The sequence below is a fragment of the Pseudovibrio sp. M1P-2-3 genome (genome assembly GCF_031501865.1).
GTDB lineage: Bacteria > Pseudomonadota > Alphaproteobacteria > Rhizobiales > Stappiaceae > Pseudovibrio > Pseudovibrio corallicola.
In genome coordinates this window covers 1,444,817-1,462,113 of record NZ_JARRCW010000001.1, presented here as the reverse complement: position 1 = coordinate 1,462,113, position 17,297 = coordinate 1,444,817, and the positions used below count along the sequence as shown (strand labels likewise).

Here is a 17,297-nt window from a genome sequence, read left to right as displayed (position 1 = left end):
CAACATATAACTCCTACCTCCCAATAAGTGGGCACTGCTACTGCCGAGGTTGCCCATCCTCCCCAGTTGCACCAATTGGCTTGGTGCTGCTGCTTACATAAGTGGTAGTAATAGCGCATATAGCATTTTTTTGGGGAAAAAGCAAATAAATTGTTAAAATAAACTTTACAGCTATATGTAAAATTTTATCTATTCAAGATTCACTTTATTATATACATAAAATATACTAGTAAATATTACGGTAAATTCTTCATAGGTTACTTAAAATGCTTAAATTCAAACTATGTTTATTTTTGTATATTCTATAAAATCAGAATAAGCCTCCCCCAAAACACATGGTAACTTCATGCGGAGCCATGCCGAAGCACTTTTGCTTGGTGCTCTCGCAGAAATTAGAGCGCATTGCTTTCATTTGCACTCACGCCTCACGCTCTAATTTTTTGTTTCAACGAATTTCTTTTCGCTTGATTGAATCCAGTCAAACGACGCAGGTTCTAGCGCGGGCTCAGGCGTATTGCCCCGTCAAGGCGAATAACCTCGCCGTTCAGCATTGAGTTTTCCGCAATGGACTGGACGAGCCGCGCATAGTCATCCCCATGCCCGAGGCGGGAGGGGAACGGGATTTGTGCGGCAAGAGACTCTTGTATCTCCGGCGTCATCCCTGTCAGCATGGGGGTTTCAAAGATCCCCGGCGCGATTGTCATCATACGGATACCGGACTTTGCCAGATCACGTGCAATAGGCAAGGTCATGCCAACAATGCCCCCCTTGGAAGCCGCATAGGCCGCCTGTCCAATCTGCCCCTCAAATGCTGCAATAGAAGCGGTACAAACAATAACGCCCCGCTCGCCCTCATCGGATAAAGGCTCCAGCTGTGCCATGCGAGTCGCCGCTTGTCCGATACAGCGAAAACTTCCAACCAGATTGATATCAATGGTTTTTTGAAAAATCTCCATGGGGTGCGGCGCACCGCGCGAGGTGGTTTTGGCAGCCGGTGCAATTCCGGCGCAGTTCACCAGAATACGTGGTGCCCCGAAAGCCTTTTGTGCAAGCTCGAACCCTTCCAGAACCGATTCATCCCCTGTCACATCCACTTTGGCAAAGCGTCCACCCACTTCTTTGGCAACTTCCGCTCCCTTTTCCTCATTCACATCGAACAGGGTTACCTTGACACCGCTTGAAGCAAGGCGCCGCGCTGTCGCTGCCCCCAAGCCCGATGCCCCGCCTGTGACAACCGCACTGATATCAGAACCTAGTTGCATGCTTTCCTCCAGTTTTTTTTGGGCCTCGACCGGTGGTCATTGAGGCTGCAAGCGTGTCCAAGAGAACCGTCAGTCCGCAAAGCGGTAGAGCACTTCCTCTCCAAGAGCTTACCCTCTGCTTTTTCTCTAAGGACTTATGCTAGGCAAACAAGCTCCACCTTTCCGGCGATTCCTGCAACTGTTTCTTTTTTGCAAAACAAAACCGGCTCTTGAAACCCCTGTGCAGTGGCCAGTTTCAGCGTTGTCTTGTCACTCAAGACTTTAGTCGTATGGGCTTTGTTTGCTGTCTCCATTTTGGCGGCGCGGTTCACCGCATCACCAATCACAGTGTACTCCAGCCGGTTCTCGTTGCCCACAACGCCCAGCGTCACCTGTCCTGTCGCAATCCCGCATCCCACAGTGAAATCCTCCGGCCACCCGCATTCTTTCAAGCGCTCCACATTGGACTCCAGCTCGCGTACAAGGCTGAGGGCCGCATAAAGGGCACGGGCTGCATAATCAGGTGTTTCCCGGGATTTCTTGAAGACAGCCAGAACCCCGTCGCCCAAAAACTTGTCTATCCGCCCCCCGTTTTGAACGATCGCCTCCACCACCAGCTTCTGGTAGACACCAAGCACCTGCATGGTCTGCTCGGGGCTCATGCGCTGGGATGTTCTGGTAAACCTTCGGATATCAACAAAGAGAATGGCAACCTCTCGCACCTCTCCCATTCCCGCGCTCAGCTTTTCTTCGGCCTTGATGATGGAGCTTGCCACACTGGGCGAAAAGAACCGGCTCAGCTCGCGGGCCGCCGCCTGTTCCTTCACCGCAGACAACAGCAGTCGCCGCCCGCGAAGCTGCGCCAGAGCAAGCAGCAGGGTAACCGTCAGGATGATGATAATTTTGTCCAGTTCTGCGCCAATAAGAACCGAGTTGCTGGTCAGGTATTCAATGTAGTTTCGCGTGATACGGTCCTGCCCCATATCCGTAAAAACAGCATAAAGAACCAGTGCGATCCATCCGATTACGGCTGCCGCGCCAGATAGCAGCAAGAATTTCACATCAAAGCGCAGGGCTCTCAAGGCAATGAACACAAACACATACATCAAGGTGGGGGTTTTAAGATAAAAGGCGGGGTGCTGACTATACTGGATATGGAAGGAAAAGATCAGCCCGAACAGGAGCCCCATATCCACCAGAACGGAAAGAGCCAGATACCAACCGGGCAGGCTGCACCGGAATGAGATGTAAAGGCGAACCAGCGTAAATACCAGATAAAAGGCCAGAACACCGGGAACAAAGCTGCTCCCAACACTGCCTTCTGCACTTGGGGAAATGAAGTAGAGCACAGAAAGTAGCAGTATAAACGAAAGCTGCACCACCCCCACAAGCCGCTCGGCAGAATCCTCACGCCGCCTCAGGTCTTTCCAAACCCGTTCAGGTAACTGTCTTTCCAAATTGTTATCCCCCAGAACAAACTGCCAAAGACTTTTGGCCGAACGGGCAAGGTAGGAAAAATAGACAAGGGGCCGAGGAGTGTTGCGGGGTTGCATCCTGTTCATCCCTTCCAGCTCACATACGGGTGGGAGGTGTGAGGTCCGCGCTGGCACTCAAGGGCTCAGCTCCATTCCATCAAAAGCTATCAGGCATTTTGGGTGGATTTTTTGCGCCTGTAGCTTGATTTCATCCAGTTGCTCATCAAGACGGTTGGGGTGGTGGTGGAACAGAACCGGCACTTTCACATTTGCCCTCATACATATATCCAGAGCCGCCTGCCATGAAGAATGGCCATACCCTTTCAAGGGTGGATACTCCCCGTCGGTATACATACCATCAATAATCACGATATCACTGCCCGCAATAACCTCGCAGATCCGCTCGTCAATGGCCGTCTCCCCTGCTTCATGGTCGGTCATAATGCAGATGGATTGTCCCTTGTAATCAAATCGGTACCCGCACGCCCCGTCTGGGTGGTGAAGGCAGACGGCCTGCATACTCAAGCCCTCCTCCCAGCTTCGCGTCATCTCGCACTTGAAGGATCGGAACTTGACCCCTTTCAAACCCCGCGCTGTCACAGGGAACACGGGCGGTGACATGATACGGCAGATCACATCGCGAAGGAGCAAGGGTTCTTTAAGGTGCCCCGCCCAGAAGTTGACCTTGAAATCAGGGCTATACGCCGGTTTGAAAAACGGCAGGCCGCAGATATGGTCCAGATGGGTATGCGTAAAGAAGAGATCGAAATCGACGGGGTCTTTCAGGGCCAAAGAATCGCCCAGATGGCGCGCTCCCGAGCCGCAGTCTACCACAACAAGCCTGTTTCCCGCGCGCAGTTCAAAGCAGGTGGTTTCGCCGCCATACCGCAGCGTTCCTTTTCCCGGTGTGGGAGTGGAGCCCCTTGCGCCCCAGACTTTGATGGAAAAGTCCTGCACGAAGTTCGGTTATCCTCCATTCCTCTGCTGTGCTTTCGCTTCCGCAAGGCTGCGCGTCGTGCTTTCCAGCCGTCGGGCCAGAAAGCGCATAACTTCAAGGGAGATTTCTGGAAACTCCTTCAGCATTTGAAGGAACTTGTCCTTGGAGATGCTCAGGACGCTCATGCGGCCGTGGGCTGTTAATGTGGCAATTCGGGGCACATCGCACAAAATGGCAATTTCCCCTACAACGGCATACTGACCAACGCGGGCCACCTCTTCGCCATCCACAAACACCTGCGCCTCTCCCTCCATGATGACAAAGGCGCTATCCCCCTCGTCTCCTTGCAGACACAGACTTTCTCCATCTTGAAACTCCACCCGTTCGCTGATGAATGCCAGCAGCCTGAGCTTGGAGCTATCTATACCTTGAAAAAGCGGTACTTTCTTTAAAGCGGCAACCTCTTTGTCGATTGTCACTGTCTTCTTCCTAGACCTCCCTTGGTTCAACAGGAAAAGTATGGGCTTTCCCTGTAAAGTTTGCAACTCTTGGCATTTTTACGCCTTACTCCTTCGTGCCGTGGGACATGGTGAGGGACCCGTCAAAGTCACGCGCCACCTGTGCATTCGCACTTCCAAATATCAAAGTTCTGCCCCTCAGTTCCCCGCGGATCGCATCTCGAAGCTGCTGGTCGCTCTCGCTCAATCCCGCGCCGATATCGTCAATCACAGTGACTTTCGCGTTCTTGATCAGCACGCGTGCCAGACAGATCAACCGGCGCTGGTTGGCAGACAGGCGGGTTCCTGCAACCCCGACATGGTACCCCAGTCCGGCCCGGCGGATGGGCCTGCGCAACTCCAGCTCGTAAAGCAGATCACGAATAACTTCGTCCACTCTCTGGCGGGCATTTTGTCTGTCAAGGCGCGTTCGGCCAAACAGAAGGTTGTCTTCAATGGTCAACGAACTCAAATACTTGTCACGGTCAAAGAACAGGAATTCCTTTTCCCCGCTTTCCGCAAAACTGCGAAAGGCCCGCCGCGCCTTGACAACCTTCGCCTCGATATCCTTATGCAACACACCCAAACGGTGCTTGGTGGGCACCAGTTTGAACGCCAGACCAATCAGCTGGTCTTTATAGTGATCCCTCGTTTTCTGGGGGAGCTGAGGGTTCTCATAGGTGCGCACGATTTGCTCAAACTCGGGAACATCGTCCAGCGAAATGATGGAGTGGTTGCTCAGCAGCTCACTTTCCTCCCCTAAAGCGGAGAGCAACTCGATCATGGTCCTAGCAATTTTCAAACCAATATTTGCAAGCCCTTCATCCATTCCCTCTTTTTTAAGGAAGGCTTTCACCTTGCTGTTTTCCGGAATTTTGTCGGTGGTCAGCGACTTGTCCGCAGGCACTGCGAAAAAGAGGTTTTCAGCAAGAGTGGCCGAGCAATTGAACTTGTCAAAATCCCACAGTTCCACCAGATTGCCCAGCGTAGGATCAGACCCAATCTTCTTGGCAAGAATAGCCCGCGCTTCAATAATCCGTTGAATAAAACCGGCGTCAGCATCCACTGGCAGGCACGATTGCAGGCCCATGCGGTACAGGTCTTTGGAAAGGCCAACCAGCTCCACAACCTCCAGCATCCGCTGTTCCATTTCCTGCTTGTCGTTGGCACCACACACCGAAAGGTCGTCCCAGTCCGCGTTGATATCATGGCAAGAATTGGCCGTGAGAACCGCCTCGTGTAGCCAGCGCTCGCGCGTGATTTTTTCACTCTCCTCATACTCAACAGGTACAAGAGGCCGATGGCGCAAACCATAAAGCAGGTTATCGCGCACGCTTCCCGTCCACACATGTACATTGCCGCCAACATAGGCAAACTGGCGCCCCAGCGTCGCCTCGCTTAAGCTTTCCAGATCAACACCGCCCATGCTCACACTCCCCGTTGAGGGAGACAGGAGCCCGCACGCCATCAAAAGCACTTCCGAACGCCCCGACCCATCAGGCCCGATCACCGCAAAGCTTTTATTTTCAGGAATTTTCGCGGAAACGCTATGTACATCCTGCCCGGCGGCTCCCCCCGAGAAAGAAACATTGGTGAACTCGAGATCTCCGTTAAGCGGCTTGTGGTCATCATCCGTGATTCTCTCAACCGGATAGATGTCGGGCGGATCGAAATTCTCAACAACTGTTTGGTATTTCACCTGTACATCCGCGGTCATCTGGTAATAGGCCAGCAGTTCTTTCCAAGGTCCGGCAAGGTCTTTGTAGGCAGCAATCACCGCCAGTAAGGCACCCAGACTCAGGTTCCCCTCAATCGCCAGATAACCGCCGATCAGGTAAAAGAAAAACGGAGTTAACTGGTTCATAAAGTTATTTATAAATTTGATCAGGTATTTGCGATTGTAAATATCGAAACGGATCTCAAAATTACGGTAAAGCCGGTCGGAAAGATCCGCCGAATGCATCGCACTGGTGTCATTGGCGTGAACCTCTGCAATACCGCTGATGCTTTCTCCCACCTTGTCGGAGATCACCCGTACATTGCGCACCCGCTCACGCGACAGGCGCACAACCTTCTTCTGCAGTTTGGGGATCACATACATCTGAATGGGGTAGGAGGAGATAGCCGCAAGGCCCAAAAGCGGGTCCTGCACGAAAATAAACCCCAGCTGTACCACCAGCATACCGCCTTGATAGGCAGGCAAAGCCAGCGCCTCGCCAATATAGCCCCCCACATCCTCCACTTCCGCCGTAATCATGGGAATGATCTCACCGGAGCTGACCCGTTTGAAATGGGGAAGACGGAACCGCAGGATCCGTTGGTACAAATCAAAGCGCAGGCGGCGCAGCATGCGCTCACCAAGGCGACCCTTGTAAACATTCAAGAACAACTTGATCCCGTTGCTCACAACCACCAGCCCAAGAAAGCTCAGGCACAGGGCCACCAGATACCCGATCTGATTGAACTGCATTCCCAAAAAGCTGACCGGAAAGTCGCTGCCCTGAATGGCGTTATTGGTGATTTGCTTGGGCAGGTCCAGAAGAATATAGTTAATTGGATAGGAAAGAACCGTGATCAAAAGAATAGCTATCTGGTACTTTCTTGAGTTTTTCCAGATAAAATGGAAAAGATTCTTTTCCATGACGCTCCCGAACACACTTCCCGAAGTTCAGCTATACCTTTCAGCCCTCAAGCCTAAGATATCCCGAGAAGTTAAGCTTAGGGGAACTTCCCTTAAATTTAGAGAATATCAAATTGCAATACTCCGAGTATTATCAAGGGTAGATTAACACTTGCTATGACTAACTAGGACTTTCAGTAGAACAGGGTGAGCTTCCGCTCCTAGGTCTTTTAACCAGTGGTTCAAATAAAGGCGAGAATGACCAATCCCCCGCAGAAAGTCCTCATCTACAGCCACGATACATTCGGGCTCGGCCACTTGCGCCGGTGTAGAACAATCGCCCAGTCCTTGGTCGGCGCATTTCCAGAGATGTCCGTGCTTATCCTGTCCGGCTCGCCCATCATCGGAAATTTCGATTTTCGGGCGCGGGTGGATTTTGTGCGTATTCCCGGTGTCATCAAGCTTCGAAGCGGCGATTACACCCCACTCTCCTTGCACCTGAACATTGACCAGACAATCGCCATCCGCTCCTCCATCATCGAACATACGGCCAAAGTGTTCCAACCCGACCTTTTCATCGTGGACAAAGAACCCCTTGGCCTGCGCGGCGAGGTCCAGCCCACGCTTGAGTACCTGCGCGGTACACAGTGCAGACTGGTTCTGGGCCTTCGGGATGTGATGGACGATCCGCAGATTCTCAAAAAAGAATGGGAGCGAAAAAACGCGTTTCCAGCGATTTGTGAGACATATGATGACATTTGGATATACGGGCCACGCTTTATCAACGACCCGCTGGAAGGGTTAGGTCTGCCCGATAAAATCTATGACAAGACCATGTTTACCGGCTATCTGCGCCGCACCATGCCAAAGATCCCGCATCCGTATACGGTGCCTTTCGATGGCGGTCCGTTTCTTCTTGTCACTCCCGGCGGCGGCGGCGACGGTGTGGAGCTGGTGGACTGGGTCATCCGCGCCTACGAGGCCCAGACCCGCCCCCTGTTTCCCGCATTGATTATCCTTGGTCCTTTTATGTCTCTGGCGCAGGTGGAGGCATTTTCCACCAGAACGGAGCACCTGCGCGATGTGGAAATCATCCGCTTCACTCCGGAAATCGAACCCTTTATGCAGCGGGCCACGGCAGTTGTGGGCATGGGGGGCTATAACACCTTCTGCGAAATTCTATCTTTCGATAAACCGGCGCTTCTTGTGCCAAGGGTGCAGCCGCGCAGAGAGCAGGCCATACGGGCGGAACAGGCCAAAAAATATGGTCTGATCAACATGCTGCCCATTGATACCTACCCTCAAGTGGAGCTGATGATTGAAGCCCTTGCTGAGCTTCCCTACACAAACAAGCCCTCGCAAGCCCACAGTGCCTCGGTTCTCGGGGGGCTGGACATTATCAGCGAGCGGGTAAAAACCATGTTGCAGGAAAGGCGTGAGGCAACCCTCTTTCCCCTCAAGGCCCAGGCAATGCTCAAGGAGGCCGTAAAATAACATGTCCCGCATTGCAGTCGTCGTCAAAGGGTACCCGCGGCTTTCGGAAACCTTTATCGCACAAGAGATTTTCGGGTTACAAGAACGTGGCCTCAAGCAGCTCATCATCGCCCTGCGCCAGCCCTACGACCCCTATTTTCATGAGGTTCACCGCAAGATAACCGCACCGGTTCTGTATCTTCCCGAATACCTGAAGGATGATCCAGAGCGTGTTAAAGCCGCTGCCAGATGGGCAAAACAACAGGCCACCTACAAGGCGGTGCGCAGGGCGTTCGAGCTGGATCTGGCACGCCGCCCCACTCCGGAGCTTTATCGCCGCTGGGGTCAGGCATGTGTTCTGGCCCATGAGCTGCCCGAGGATGTTTCATGGATCCACACCCACTACCTGCATACCCCGTGCACAGTCACCCGTTATGCCGCAGGCTTGTCTGGCAGGCGCTGGTCGTTCTCCGCCCATGCCAAAGACATCTGGACCACCAGCCCCGACGAACTGACTCAGAAAATTAGTGGCGCGGAATGGGGGGTCACCTGCACCAAGGCCAACTTAAGCTATCTGCAAAAACTGACCGATACTCCAGACAAAATCTCCCTTGTCTATCATGGGCTGGATTTCAGCGAGTTCCCCTATCAGGAGAATAGGGCACAAAGCGCAGCGACACAAACCATCGTCTCCGTTGGCCGCATGGTGGAGAAAAAGGGATATGATGTTCTCCTGAAAGCCCTGAGCCAACTGCCCCTCTCATTAAACTGGCGCTTTACTCATATTGGCGGCGGCGAGCAAGAAGCAGCCCTCAAAGCTCTTTCCTGCGAGCTAGGCCTTGAAGATCACATCCAGTGGCTTGGTCCTATGACGCGCTCAAGTCTTGTTGAGGTTTTAAGCTGCGCGCAGGTTTTCGTTCTGCCCAGCCGCATTGCCCGTAACGGGGACAGGGACGGCCTGCCCAACGTGCTCATGGAAGCGCAGGCCATGGGCCTTTGCTGCATTTCAACGCATATCTCTGCCATTCCCGAACTTATTGAAGATGGGGAGACGGGCACCCTTGTGCCGCCTGACAACCCACCAGCTCTTGCCGCAGCAATTAAACGTTTGCTTGAAAACGGGCGGGAGCGGCACCGTTTGGGCCAAAATGCCCAAAAAAGAGTGCGTCGCAATTTTGCCTGCCATTCAGGCATTGATTATCTGCACAAAAAGTTTGGACAAGTGGGATAACGCTCATGCAGATTGCTTTTACCTCCCCCATGAAGCCTCTGGACAGCACAGTTCCCTCCGGAGACAGAAGCATGGGCCGCCTGCTGATGGATGCCCTGCAACGCTCCGGTCACGAGGTTGAGATCGCCACCAAATTCAGAAGCTGGAGCGCTGAGGGAGGAGATTCCCATTTTGATGCGCTGGCCCACAGCTCCGGCTTGGAAGCCCACCGCATTGCGACAGAATGGACAGAGCGTGGCTACAGGCCCGATTTGATGGTCACCTATCATCTTTACCACAAAGCGCCGGACTGGATTGGCCCCGCACTCGCCAAGCGCTTCAACTGTCCTTACATGGTGGTGGAAGCCAGCCGCGCCCCGAAACAGGAACAGGGCGCATGGCGCATGGGGTTCGAGGCGGCAGACGCGGCCATGAAACAGGCAGATATGGTCCTTGCCCTGCACCACGCAGATGCCCAGTGCCTTTCTGACATCCTGCCAGAAGATCACTTGGCCCTGCTTCCGCCTTTTCTCGATACGGACCGCTTTGTCCGCATCCCCCCCTCCAAGGAACCTCAGGAGAAAGGCCATAGTGTCCGCCTCCTGTGTGTTGCCATGATGCGCGAAGGAGCCAAAACCCGTTCCTATATGCTTTTGGCAGATGCCTTGCGCCAGCTTGAAAGCCACAACTGGACCCTGTCCATTGTGGGGGGAGGAGCCAACGACCATGATATTCATCACGCATTTGACGGGCTTCCCACAACCTTTTACGGGGCCGTGCGCCATCGGGATATGCCGCAGATCTATCACGACCATGAGGTCCTTGTGTGGCCCGCCATTCGCGAGTCTTTTGGCATCACTATAATGGAAGCACAGGCCAGCGGCCTGCCTGTGGTCAGCTCGGATTCTCTGGGCATTCCCGATATCGTAGAGCATGGACAAACAGGCCTTCTGTCACCAGAAAATGACATGGAGGGCTTTAAAAAGAACCTTACCACATTGCTGAAAGATCCGGACAAGCGGCGAAAAATGGGAAAGAAAGCGCGCGCCAGAATGGAGAACCGGCACTCGATGGTGGCAGGTGCTGCCCTGCTTCAGCAACATATTGATCATGCCCTTACCAATTTCCAACGCAAGGAAAAGCCATGAAGCATGCCTTCATCATGGTGCAGCACCTGCTGGGAACAGGCCATGTTGTTCGCGCATCTCTCATAGGCACGGCTCTCGCCCGCCGCGGCGTTCAAGTGACGCTGGTCAGCGGCGGCAAAATACCGCCAACACTGGATACCAGCGCTCTGGACGTTATCGCCCTGCCTGCCGTGAAGGCGAAATCCGTCCACTTTGACGGGCTGGTGCGGGAGGACGGTTCGCCCCCTGATGAAGCTTGGTGGGAGGCCAGATCAGAACGCCTCAAAAGTGCTTTTCTGTCCAAACCCTACGACCTCCTTCTCACCGAAACCTTTCCCTTTGGGCGGCGTATGTTCGCCCGTGAGATGCTACCGCTTTTAGAGCTTGCCCGCACGAAGCGCCCCCGCCCGCTTATAGCCGCCAGCATTCGCGATATTCTGGTGCGCAAGCAGCAGCTCCACAAAGAGGAGTGGATGGCAGAGCAAGCTATAAACTACTATGATTGCATCCTTGTTCACGCCGACCCCGCTCTCATCCGGCTGGAGGACAGCTTCCCCTTTGCAGCACGGGTCAATCACCTCATCGCCTATACCGGTTTTGTAAGCCCCACAAAGCGCGGGACAGATCCAGACCTTCCAAAGCAAGAGGGCGTGGTGGTGTCGTGCGGTGGCGGCGCGGTCGGTACTGCCTTACTCCAAACCGCCATTAACGCCCGCGCCCTTAGCAAGGCAGCCGGCACTACCCGCTGGCGCATCCTTGTGGGACATGACATTGGAGCGGAAACATTCACCGCCTTATGTGCGCAGGCAAACGAGGGGCTCATCATAGAGCGGGCACGGCCGGATTTTCCGCAGCTCATAGCACAGGCCAAAGCCTCTATTTCTCAAGCAGGCTACAACACGGTTCTTGATCTGCTTGCAACCAGAACCCCCGCAGTTCTCGTTCCCTTTGCCCAAGGAAGTGAGAGCGAACAGTTACAGCGCGCCCGCATACTGGCAAAGCGTGGGCGCGTGGTTGTTCTGGAGGAGGCAGATTTATCTGCCAAAGCCCTCGCCCATGCTCTGGATCACAGCCTGTCTGTCAAACCAGCTCCTCTTGATCTGGAGCGGCAGGGGGCGTCCAGCAGTGCCCAGATCCTGCTGGATGCCATGACCACTCGCACCAAGGGAGAACATATTTCCCCATGAACCCCGCCTCACAACAGCTCCGTTTTCTCAGTGCTTTAGAAACCCATCTCGATTGGTTTGCCGCCCGCGGCCAGCAGGTGCGCTTGTGGTGGCGTGACGATGATGCGTGCACGAAGACAGACAAGCTGGACCGGTTGCTGGGCCTTTCCCAGCGCTACCGCATGCCTCTGGCTCTGGCGGTTATTCCCTCCAGACTGGATAAGAGCCTTGTACAGTCTCTTAAAGGAAACAAGCATGTGCGTGTATTCCAGCACGGGTGGGACCATAAATCCTACCAGCGGTCCTTGAAGGGTTCCAAGGCTGCGGAGTTTGGAAGCCGCCGGGATCTGCATGATGCACTGCTTTGTCTCTCCCATGGCCGTGCGCTCCTGCATTTTTCCTTTGGCTCCCAGTTCTTGCCGGTTCTGGTGCCGCCATGGAACCGGATTTCCCCGCAAATCGCCCGCACCCTGCCAGAAGTGGGGCTGGATGGCCTCTCCACATTTAACTGGGTAAATACTTTAGGGGCCGATCAGGTCCAGTGCCATGTGGACATCATTAAGTGGAAGAAATCGCAGGCATTCATCGGCTGGCACGCCGCCCAAAAGCGTTTTGATCTCCAGTTGAGCCGGCGGCGCACCAACCCCCTAGAACCATTAGGGCTGCTTACCCACCACCTTTCCCATGATGATATCTGCTTTGATTTTATTCAGGCATTCCTTTCCCTCACCAACCGCCACAAGGGCGCTTGCTGGCCTTCGTTTCAAGAACTGTTTCCCAAGGTAGGGCCGGTCACATGAGGGAGCGGCACTAAGAAAAAACGTGTAGTTCTCAGCCATACATCAAGGCTTAGCGGGTTTCATAAGCCGCATGCGCCAGCTCACATTCTTCACGTGGGAATGGAGTGTGTAATCATCCAGAACCTGCCACAGGGCCCCATCATCCGTTGCCCGCCACAACTCCCGAATAAGCTTGTTGGCACCAGAGCTCTCCCGACTTGGGGCATACATGGAAACCGCGATCACTCCGCCCGGCTCCAAAAAAGGGATATATCTGCTGACAACCTTTGAAGGGCTACTTGCAAAATGAAGCACTTCATTAAACACAATGGCGCTAAAGCGCTCACCTTTTTCCGGCGTAAAATCATGCATGTCAGCGGCGCGCAGTTCCGCCTGTTCACGTCTCACATCCGCCAGTGTCAGCGCATGGGGGGCAAGGTCAATACCCACATAGCTTTGCAGGTTCAAAGGGGCAAGGCGCTTATAAAGCAGCCCCTCCCCGCAGCCCACATCCAGAACAGTTCTTCCTGTTCCGGTCAGCTGCAACCACATGGCAATAATCCCGTACCGCCCACTTTCAGGCAGGCTGCGCAAAAAGTCCCAGCGCCCGCGTTGATACTCCTCGTCCCACTCTCCGGCACTGGTTGCATTGCCCATATGCTTCTCCGCTCTTATTTGTAGGGGTCCGCCGCATCGCGCAGACCATCCCCCAAAAAGTTGAAGGCCAGCACCACAATGATGATGGGAATAACCGGTGCCATCAGCCAAGGATAAATGGTCACTACAGATATATTCTGCGCTTCATTCAGCAGCACTCCCCAAGATACAGCGGGGCGCCGCAATCCCAGATCAAGGAAGGAAAGTGCCGTCTCCCCAAGGATCATGGCGGGAATGGAAAGAGAAGCGGAAGCGATGATATGACTGGTAAAGCCGGGCAGAAGATGCTTGACGATAATCCGCCGCGGCTTGGCCCCCATCATCAAGGCCGCCTTGGCATATTCTTCCTCTCGCAGCGCCAGAAGCTTGGAACGCACAGCACGTGCGAGCCCCGGCCAGTCCAGCAACCCCAAAATGACGGTAATCCCGAAATAGATCCAGACCGGCGACCAAGTGACAGGCAAGGCCGCAGAAAGGGCCATCCAGAGCGGCAGTTCCGGCAAGGCCCGCATGACCTCGATAATCCGCTGGACACAGCTGTCAATAAATCCGCCAAAATACCCTGCCAGCCCCCCTAGCAAAATACCCAGAGTCATGGAGATGATAATACCAATCAAGCCAACAGTCAGAGAAAGCCGTGCCCCGTAAACCAGACCGGAAAACTGGTCCCGTCCAAGCCGGTCGGTCCCTGCAAGGAAAAAGGTGCCTTCCTCCGCCGGACACACCAAATGGAAGCTCATGGGCACCATCCCCCAGAACTCATAGGGGGCTCCTTGACAAAAAAAGCGCAGGCGATCGGGATCTGTACGATCTTCCTCATAAACCCAGCGCATTTCCTTCAAATCCACCTCAGCCTGCAGACCATACACAAACGGGCCGATAAACTTGCCTTCATGGAACAGATGAATGGCTTGGGGCGGCGCAAACAGGTGGTCATGGTCCCGCTGCGAGGGAGAATATGGGGCAATAAACTCGGCAAACGGAACACACATATAAAACAGAAGCAGGACAACGCCCGACCAAAGCGCCAGTTTGTGGCGCCGGAACTTCCACCACATGATCTTCCACTGAGAGGCTTGAAAATAGCGTTCCTGTTCCGGTGTAAGCTCCGCGGCTATGGCCGGGTCAAACTTATTGGTATTGACATAATGGCCAAGTTGCTGCGGCGTCTTAGGCCCCTCCGGCCCTGTTTTATCGCTCATGTTCTTCCCCTCCCGCCAAGGCGAATGCGTGGGTCAAGCACCGCAAGAAGAATGTCTGAAATCAACATGCCAATGAGGGTGAGCATCGAGATAAACAACAAGATAAAGGCCGCCAGAAACTGGTCTTGGGACTGGAGGGAGTTCAGCAGGATTGGCCCCACTGTCGGCAGGTTCAAAACCACAGAGACAATAACCGATCCAGAAATCAAAGAGGGGATCAAGTTGCCGATATCGGCAATAAACGGGTTGATCGCCATGCGCAGCGGATATTTGACCAGCAAGCGGGTCTCCGACATGCCCTTGGCCCGCGCCGTGGTGACATATTGCTTGTGCAGCTCGTCCAGCAAATTGGCGCGCAGTCGGCGGATCATGGCAGCCGTTCCCGCCGTACCAATCACGATCACCGGCACCACCATGTGAGACAGAACAGACATAACCTTGGCCCAGTTCCACGGCTGGTTTTCAAAAGAAGGGTCCATCAGGCCGCCGATGGATACATCGAACCATGCATTTGCAAAATACATCAGGACAAGGCCCAGAAGAAAGTTGGGCGTTGCCAGCCCGATATACCCTAGAAAGGTGAAACCGTAGTCCCCCCATGAGTACTGGCGGGTTGCCGAATAAATACCGATGGGAAAGGCAACAATATAGACAAAAACGATGGTCGCCGCATTGAGCACGATGGTCAGCATCACCGTCGGGCCCACAACAAGCTCCACCGGTTGGTCATATTCAAAAGACCAGCCCCAGTTCCCTTGCAACAGCCCGTCGAAACCGTTGGGTCCTGGCCACATGCCCACCCAAATGCCAAAACGCTCGAAAAAGGGCCGGTCCAACGCGAACTCTGTGCGCAAAAACTCCAGTTTGGCAATGGAGGCCTCTTCACCCGTAGCCCTGAGCATGTTGATTTCATTGGTAATGTAATCTCCCTCTGGCAGCTCGATGATGAAAAACGTCAGGAGGCTGATCACTAAAAGGGTGGGAAACATGATCAAGATCCGGCGGATCATATAGGCAAGGGTACGCATTACCGAGCCCCCCTATGTGTTTTGTGCAGGCCTGCGCTGGGGTGCTTTGGTCCGTCAAAGTAAAAGGCATCCATGCGGTAAATGCCGAATTGTGCTCCCGGGTCCCAGCCGTAAAGTGCTTCCTTGGGAACATTTTTTACATCCTTCACAACAACGGGCTGCAAAACCTGTGAGACAAGACCAATGTGGATCTTCTCACGGGCATGGATCATAAGCATCTCCACCCATATCTTCCTCCGCTCTGCTTCCAGCCCGCTTTCGAGCCACTGTTCATAGAGAGTAAGGAGCCGCTCTGCCGGAGGCCAATCTGGTTTTTCTCCTGCCTGTCCCTCCGTTTCATAGTAGTTGCCCCAAGGGGCCCAGGAGAGAAAGTCGCTGCGGGTCGGCGCATAGTCGGTTGGGGGCATATTGGCGGTGGGCACACCATTTTCAAAGCCGGACCAGACGGACATAATCATTGTTCCGGCAAGTGCCCGCGAGCGCATGGTGTCGCGCTGGCTTGGTTTCACATAGATGCTGACACCAATCTCGTGCCACATGGACCTCACCAGCTCCATGGCATCCTCTTCCTCCTGACTTTCGCCGGAAACCTCGACAATAATATCCAGCGGTCTTCCGTCGGGCAGCAGGCGCGTGCCATCGCTGCGCCGTTTTGTCAGCCCCATGTCATCAAGCAGAGCATTGGCACTTTCAGGGTCATACTCGGCCCCCAGATACTGATAGATGGGCCGGTAAAGGGGAGAAAGGCTTAAAACAGTGTCATTGCCCGGCTCTGCCAAGCCGAAATAAAGCACCTTGTTGATGAGCTTCCTGTCGATGCCAAGGGATAAGGCCCGCCGGAACCGGTCATCCCTGAGGACTTTCTTCCAGACAGGGTTTTTGACCGCCAGATTGGGCAAAATCGAGATCTGCGAACCTTTGGATCCCAGCCACAAATTGGTTGTATAGCCTTCAAATTCCTCCCCGCGCTTTAAAACGGAAATATCGGTAAACGACAGGCCCCGTGCTTGCAGGTTGCTGTCTCCCGCCTGTGTTTTGGCGGCAATCAGTTTGTTGTCTGTCACGCTCATCACAACACGGTCAATGTAGGGGAGTTGTTGTCCGGTGCTGTCAAAGCGGTGAAAATACGGATTTCGGTGCAGCACAAACCGGCGCTCGCTGCCCAGTTCCGTGCGGACCCAAGGCTGCAAAGTAGGCTGGTGCGGGTTTCGCGCATTGTAGCTGTCATCCAAGCGGTTAAACAGCGCGGCCCAGCTTCGCACTTTGTAATCGTCCAGAAGCTCGTTGATCCTTAGGTGATTGCCGTACTTGATATGAAACTGCTTTAGATACTGGGAGGGCCGGTAAATAAACGGAGGGCGCGCCGCCGCCAGCTCCGGCAGGAACAAGGGGTTTGGGGCACTCCACGTAAAGCGCAGGGATGTGGGGCTTAGAATTTCCAGTATAGGCGCTTTCCCCTCCACCAGCATAAATGCGGGGTACCCTGTGGGGGACAGGTCATCATTGCCCGCAATATCTTCAAACCAGAACCGGAAGTCCTCACTTGTGAAGAGTGAGCCGTTGGACCACTTATGGTTAGCCCGCAGGTGCAGAGTAATCACCCTGTCCTCTTCCGTTTCATAGCTTTCAAGGATATCCGCACGCAATCTCAGGTCTTCATCATAGCCAACCAGTCTGGCATAACCCCACACATTAATCAGGCGGACATCTTTTGAGCGGCCAATCAAAGTGTGAAGGGTTCCCCCATGGCTGCCTGTGGTACGGCCAATGGATTCCATGTTGGTCACAAAGGGCGGGTCAGGGGCGCGCTGACTGATTGGGGGAAGCAACTTGGAAAGGCCAGGTGTTTCCTTCATAGTGAAGGCTTTGGCCGGTCCCCCCCAGC

Annotated in this window: 14 protein-coding genes; 5 read left to right on the top strand and 9 right to left on the bottom strand. The window is 54.1% G+C overall.

Translation table 11 applies throughout. From position 1 onward, the window contains the following. Positions 1-494 precede the first annotated feature (494 nt). The 5 genes from P6574_RS06605 to P6574_RS06585 all read right to left on the bottom strand — a co-directional run bounded on the left by P6574_RS06605 (position 495) and on the right by P6574_RS06585 (position 6,791). The gene (locus P6574_RS06605; protein WP_310619573.1) at positions 495-1,262 is read right to left on the bottom strand and encodes a 3-hydroxyacyl-CoA dehydrogenase; all 768 of its coding nucleotides are present in this window, start codon (positions 1,260-1,262) and stop codon (positions 495-497) included. A 134-nt stretch (positions 1,263-1,396) separates the two neighbouring features. Further along, positions 1,397-2,794, bottom strand: a complete 1,398-nt coding sequence (locus tag P6574_RS06600) for an adenylate/guanylate cyclase domain-containing protein (RefSeq protein ID WP_310619572.1) — start codon at positions 2,792-2,794, stop codon at positions 1,397-1,399. A gap of 57 nt (positions 2,795-2,851) precedes the next feature. Further along, entirely contained in the window at positions 2,852-3,673 is an 822-nt protein-coding gene (locus P6574_RS06595) for an MBL fold metallo-hydrolase (RefSeq protein ID WP_310619571.1), read from the bottom strand. A gap of 9 nt (positions 3,674-3,682) precedes the next feature. After that, a complete protein-coding gene (locus tag P6574_RS06590; protein ID WP_310619570.1) occupies positions 3,683-4,132 on the bottom strand; it encodes a cyclic nucleotide-binding domain-containing protein in 450 nt (149 codons plus the stop codon). Positions 4,133-4,217: 85 nt separating this feature from the next. Beyond that, on the bottom strand, positions 4,218-6,791 hold the full coding sequence (locus P6574_RS06585; protein ID WP_310619569.1) for an ABC transporter transmembrane domain-containing protein: 2,574 nt from the start codon (positions 6,789-6,791) through the stop codon (positions 4,218-4,220). Positions 6,792-7,028: 237 nt separating this feature from the next. Here P6574_RS06585 and P6574_RS06580 point away from each other — a divergent pair, with 237 nt between their 5' ends. Genes P6574_RS06580 through P6574_RS06560 form a run of 5 tightly spaced genes read left to right on the top strand, consistent with a single transcriptional unit; the run spans position 7,029 to position 12,546 of the window. Then, the gene (locus tag P6574_RS06580) at positions 7,029-8,264 is read left to right on the top strand and encodes a glycosyltransferase family protein (RefSeq protein ID WP_310619568.1); all 1,236 of its coding nucleotides are present in this window, start codon (positions 7,029-7,031) and stop codon (positions 8,262-8,264) included. Position 8,265: 1 nt separating this feature from the next. Further along, on the top strand, positions 8,266-9,474 hold the full coding sequence (locus P6574_RS06575) for a glycosyltransferase family 4 protein (RefSeq protein ID WP_310619567.1): 1,209 nt from the start codon (positions 8,266-8,268) through the stop codon (positions 9,472-9,474). Positions 9,475-9,479: 5 nt separating this feature from the next. Continuing rightward, entirely contained in the window at positions 9,480-10,601 is a 1,122-nt protein-coding gene (locus P6574_RS06570; protein WP_310619566.1) for a glycosyltransferase family 4 protein, read from the top strand. Then, positions 10,598-11,767, top strand: coding sequence for a glycosyltransferase family protein (locus tag P6574_RS06565; RefSeq protein WP_310619565.1), 1,170 nt, complete (start codon positions 10,598-10,600; stop codon positions 11,765-11,767). The genes P6574_RS06570 and P6574_RS06565 overlap by 4 nt, the downstream gene beginning before the upstream one ends. Next, complete coding sequence (locus tag P6574_RS06560) at positions 11,764-12,546, top strand: polysaccharide deacetylase family protein (protein ID WP_310619564.1); 783 nt, start codon at positions 11,764-11,766, stop codon at positions 12,544-12,546. Before P6574_RS06565 ends, P6574_RS06560 begins: the two co-directional genes overlap by 4 nt. Positions 12,547-12,588: 42 nt before the next feature. On the opposite strand, the gene P6574_RS06555 is transcribed toward P6574_RS06560, so the two are convergent. From P6574_RS06555 to P6574_RS06540, 4 genes are read right to left on the bottom strand one after another with little or no spacing between them, the layout of a single operon-like run. After that, the gene (locus tag P6574_RS06555; protein ID WP_310619563.1) at positions 12,589-13,182 is read right to left on the bottom strand and encodes a class I SAM-dependent methyltransferase; all 594 of its coding nucleotides are present in this window, start codon (positions 13,180-13,182) and stop codon (positions 12,589-12,591) included. 14 nt (positions 13,183-13,196) lie between these two features. Next, a complete protein-coding gene (locus tag P6574_RS06550; RefSeq protein ID WP_310619562.1) occupies positions 13,197-14,384 on the bottom strand; it encodes an ABC transporter permease in 1,188 nt (395 codons plus the stop codon). Continuing rightward, positions 14,381-15,412: an ABC transporter permease gene (locus P6574_RS06545; RefSeq protein WP_310619561.1), complete on the bottom strand. Its 1,032-nt coding sequence runs from the start codon at positions 15,410-15,412 to the stop codon at positions 14,381-14,383. Before P6574_RS06545 ends, P6574_RS06550 begins: the two co-directional genes overlap by 4 nt. Next, on the bottom strand, positions 15,412-17,268 hold the full coding sequence (locus tag P6574_RS06540; protein WP_310619560.1) for an ABC transporter substrate-binding protein: 1,857 nt from the start codon (positions 17,266-17,268) through the stop codon (positions 15,412-15,414). The genes P6574_RS06545 and P6574_RS06540 overlap by 1 nt, the downstream gene beginning before the upstream one ends. Positions 17,269-17,297: the final 29 nt, after the last annotated feature.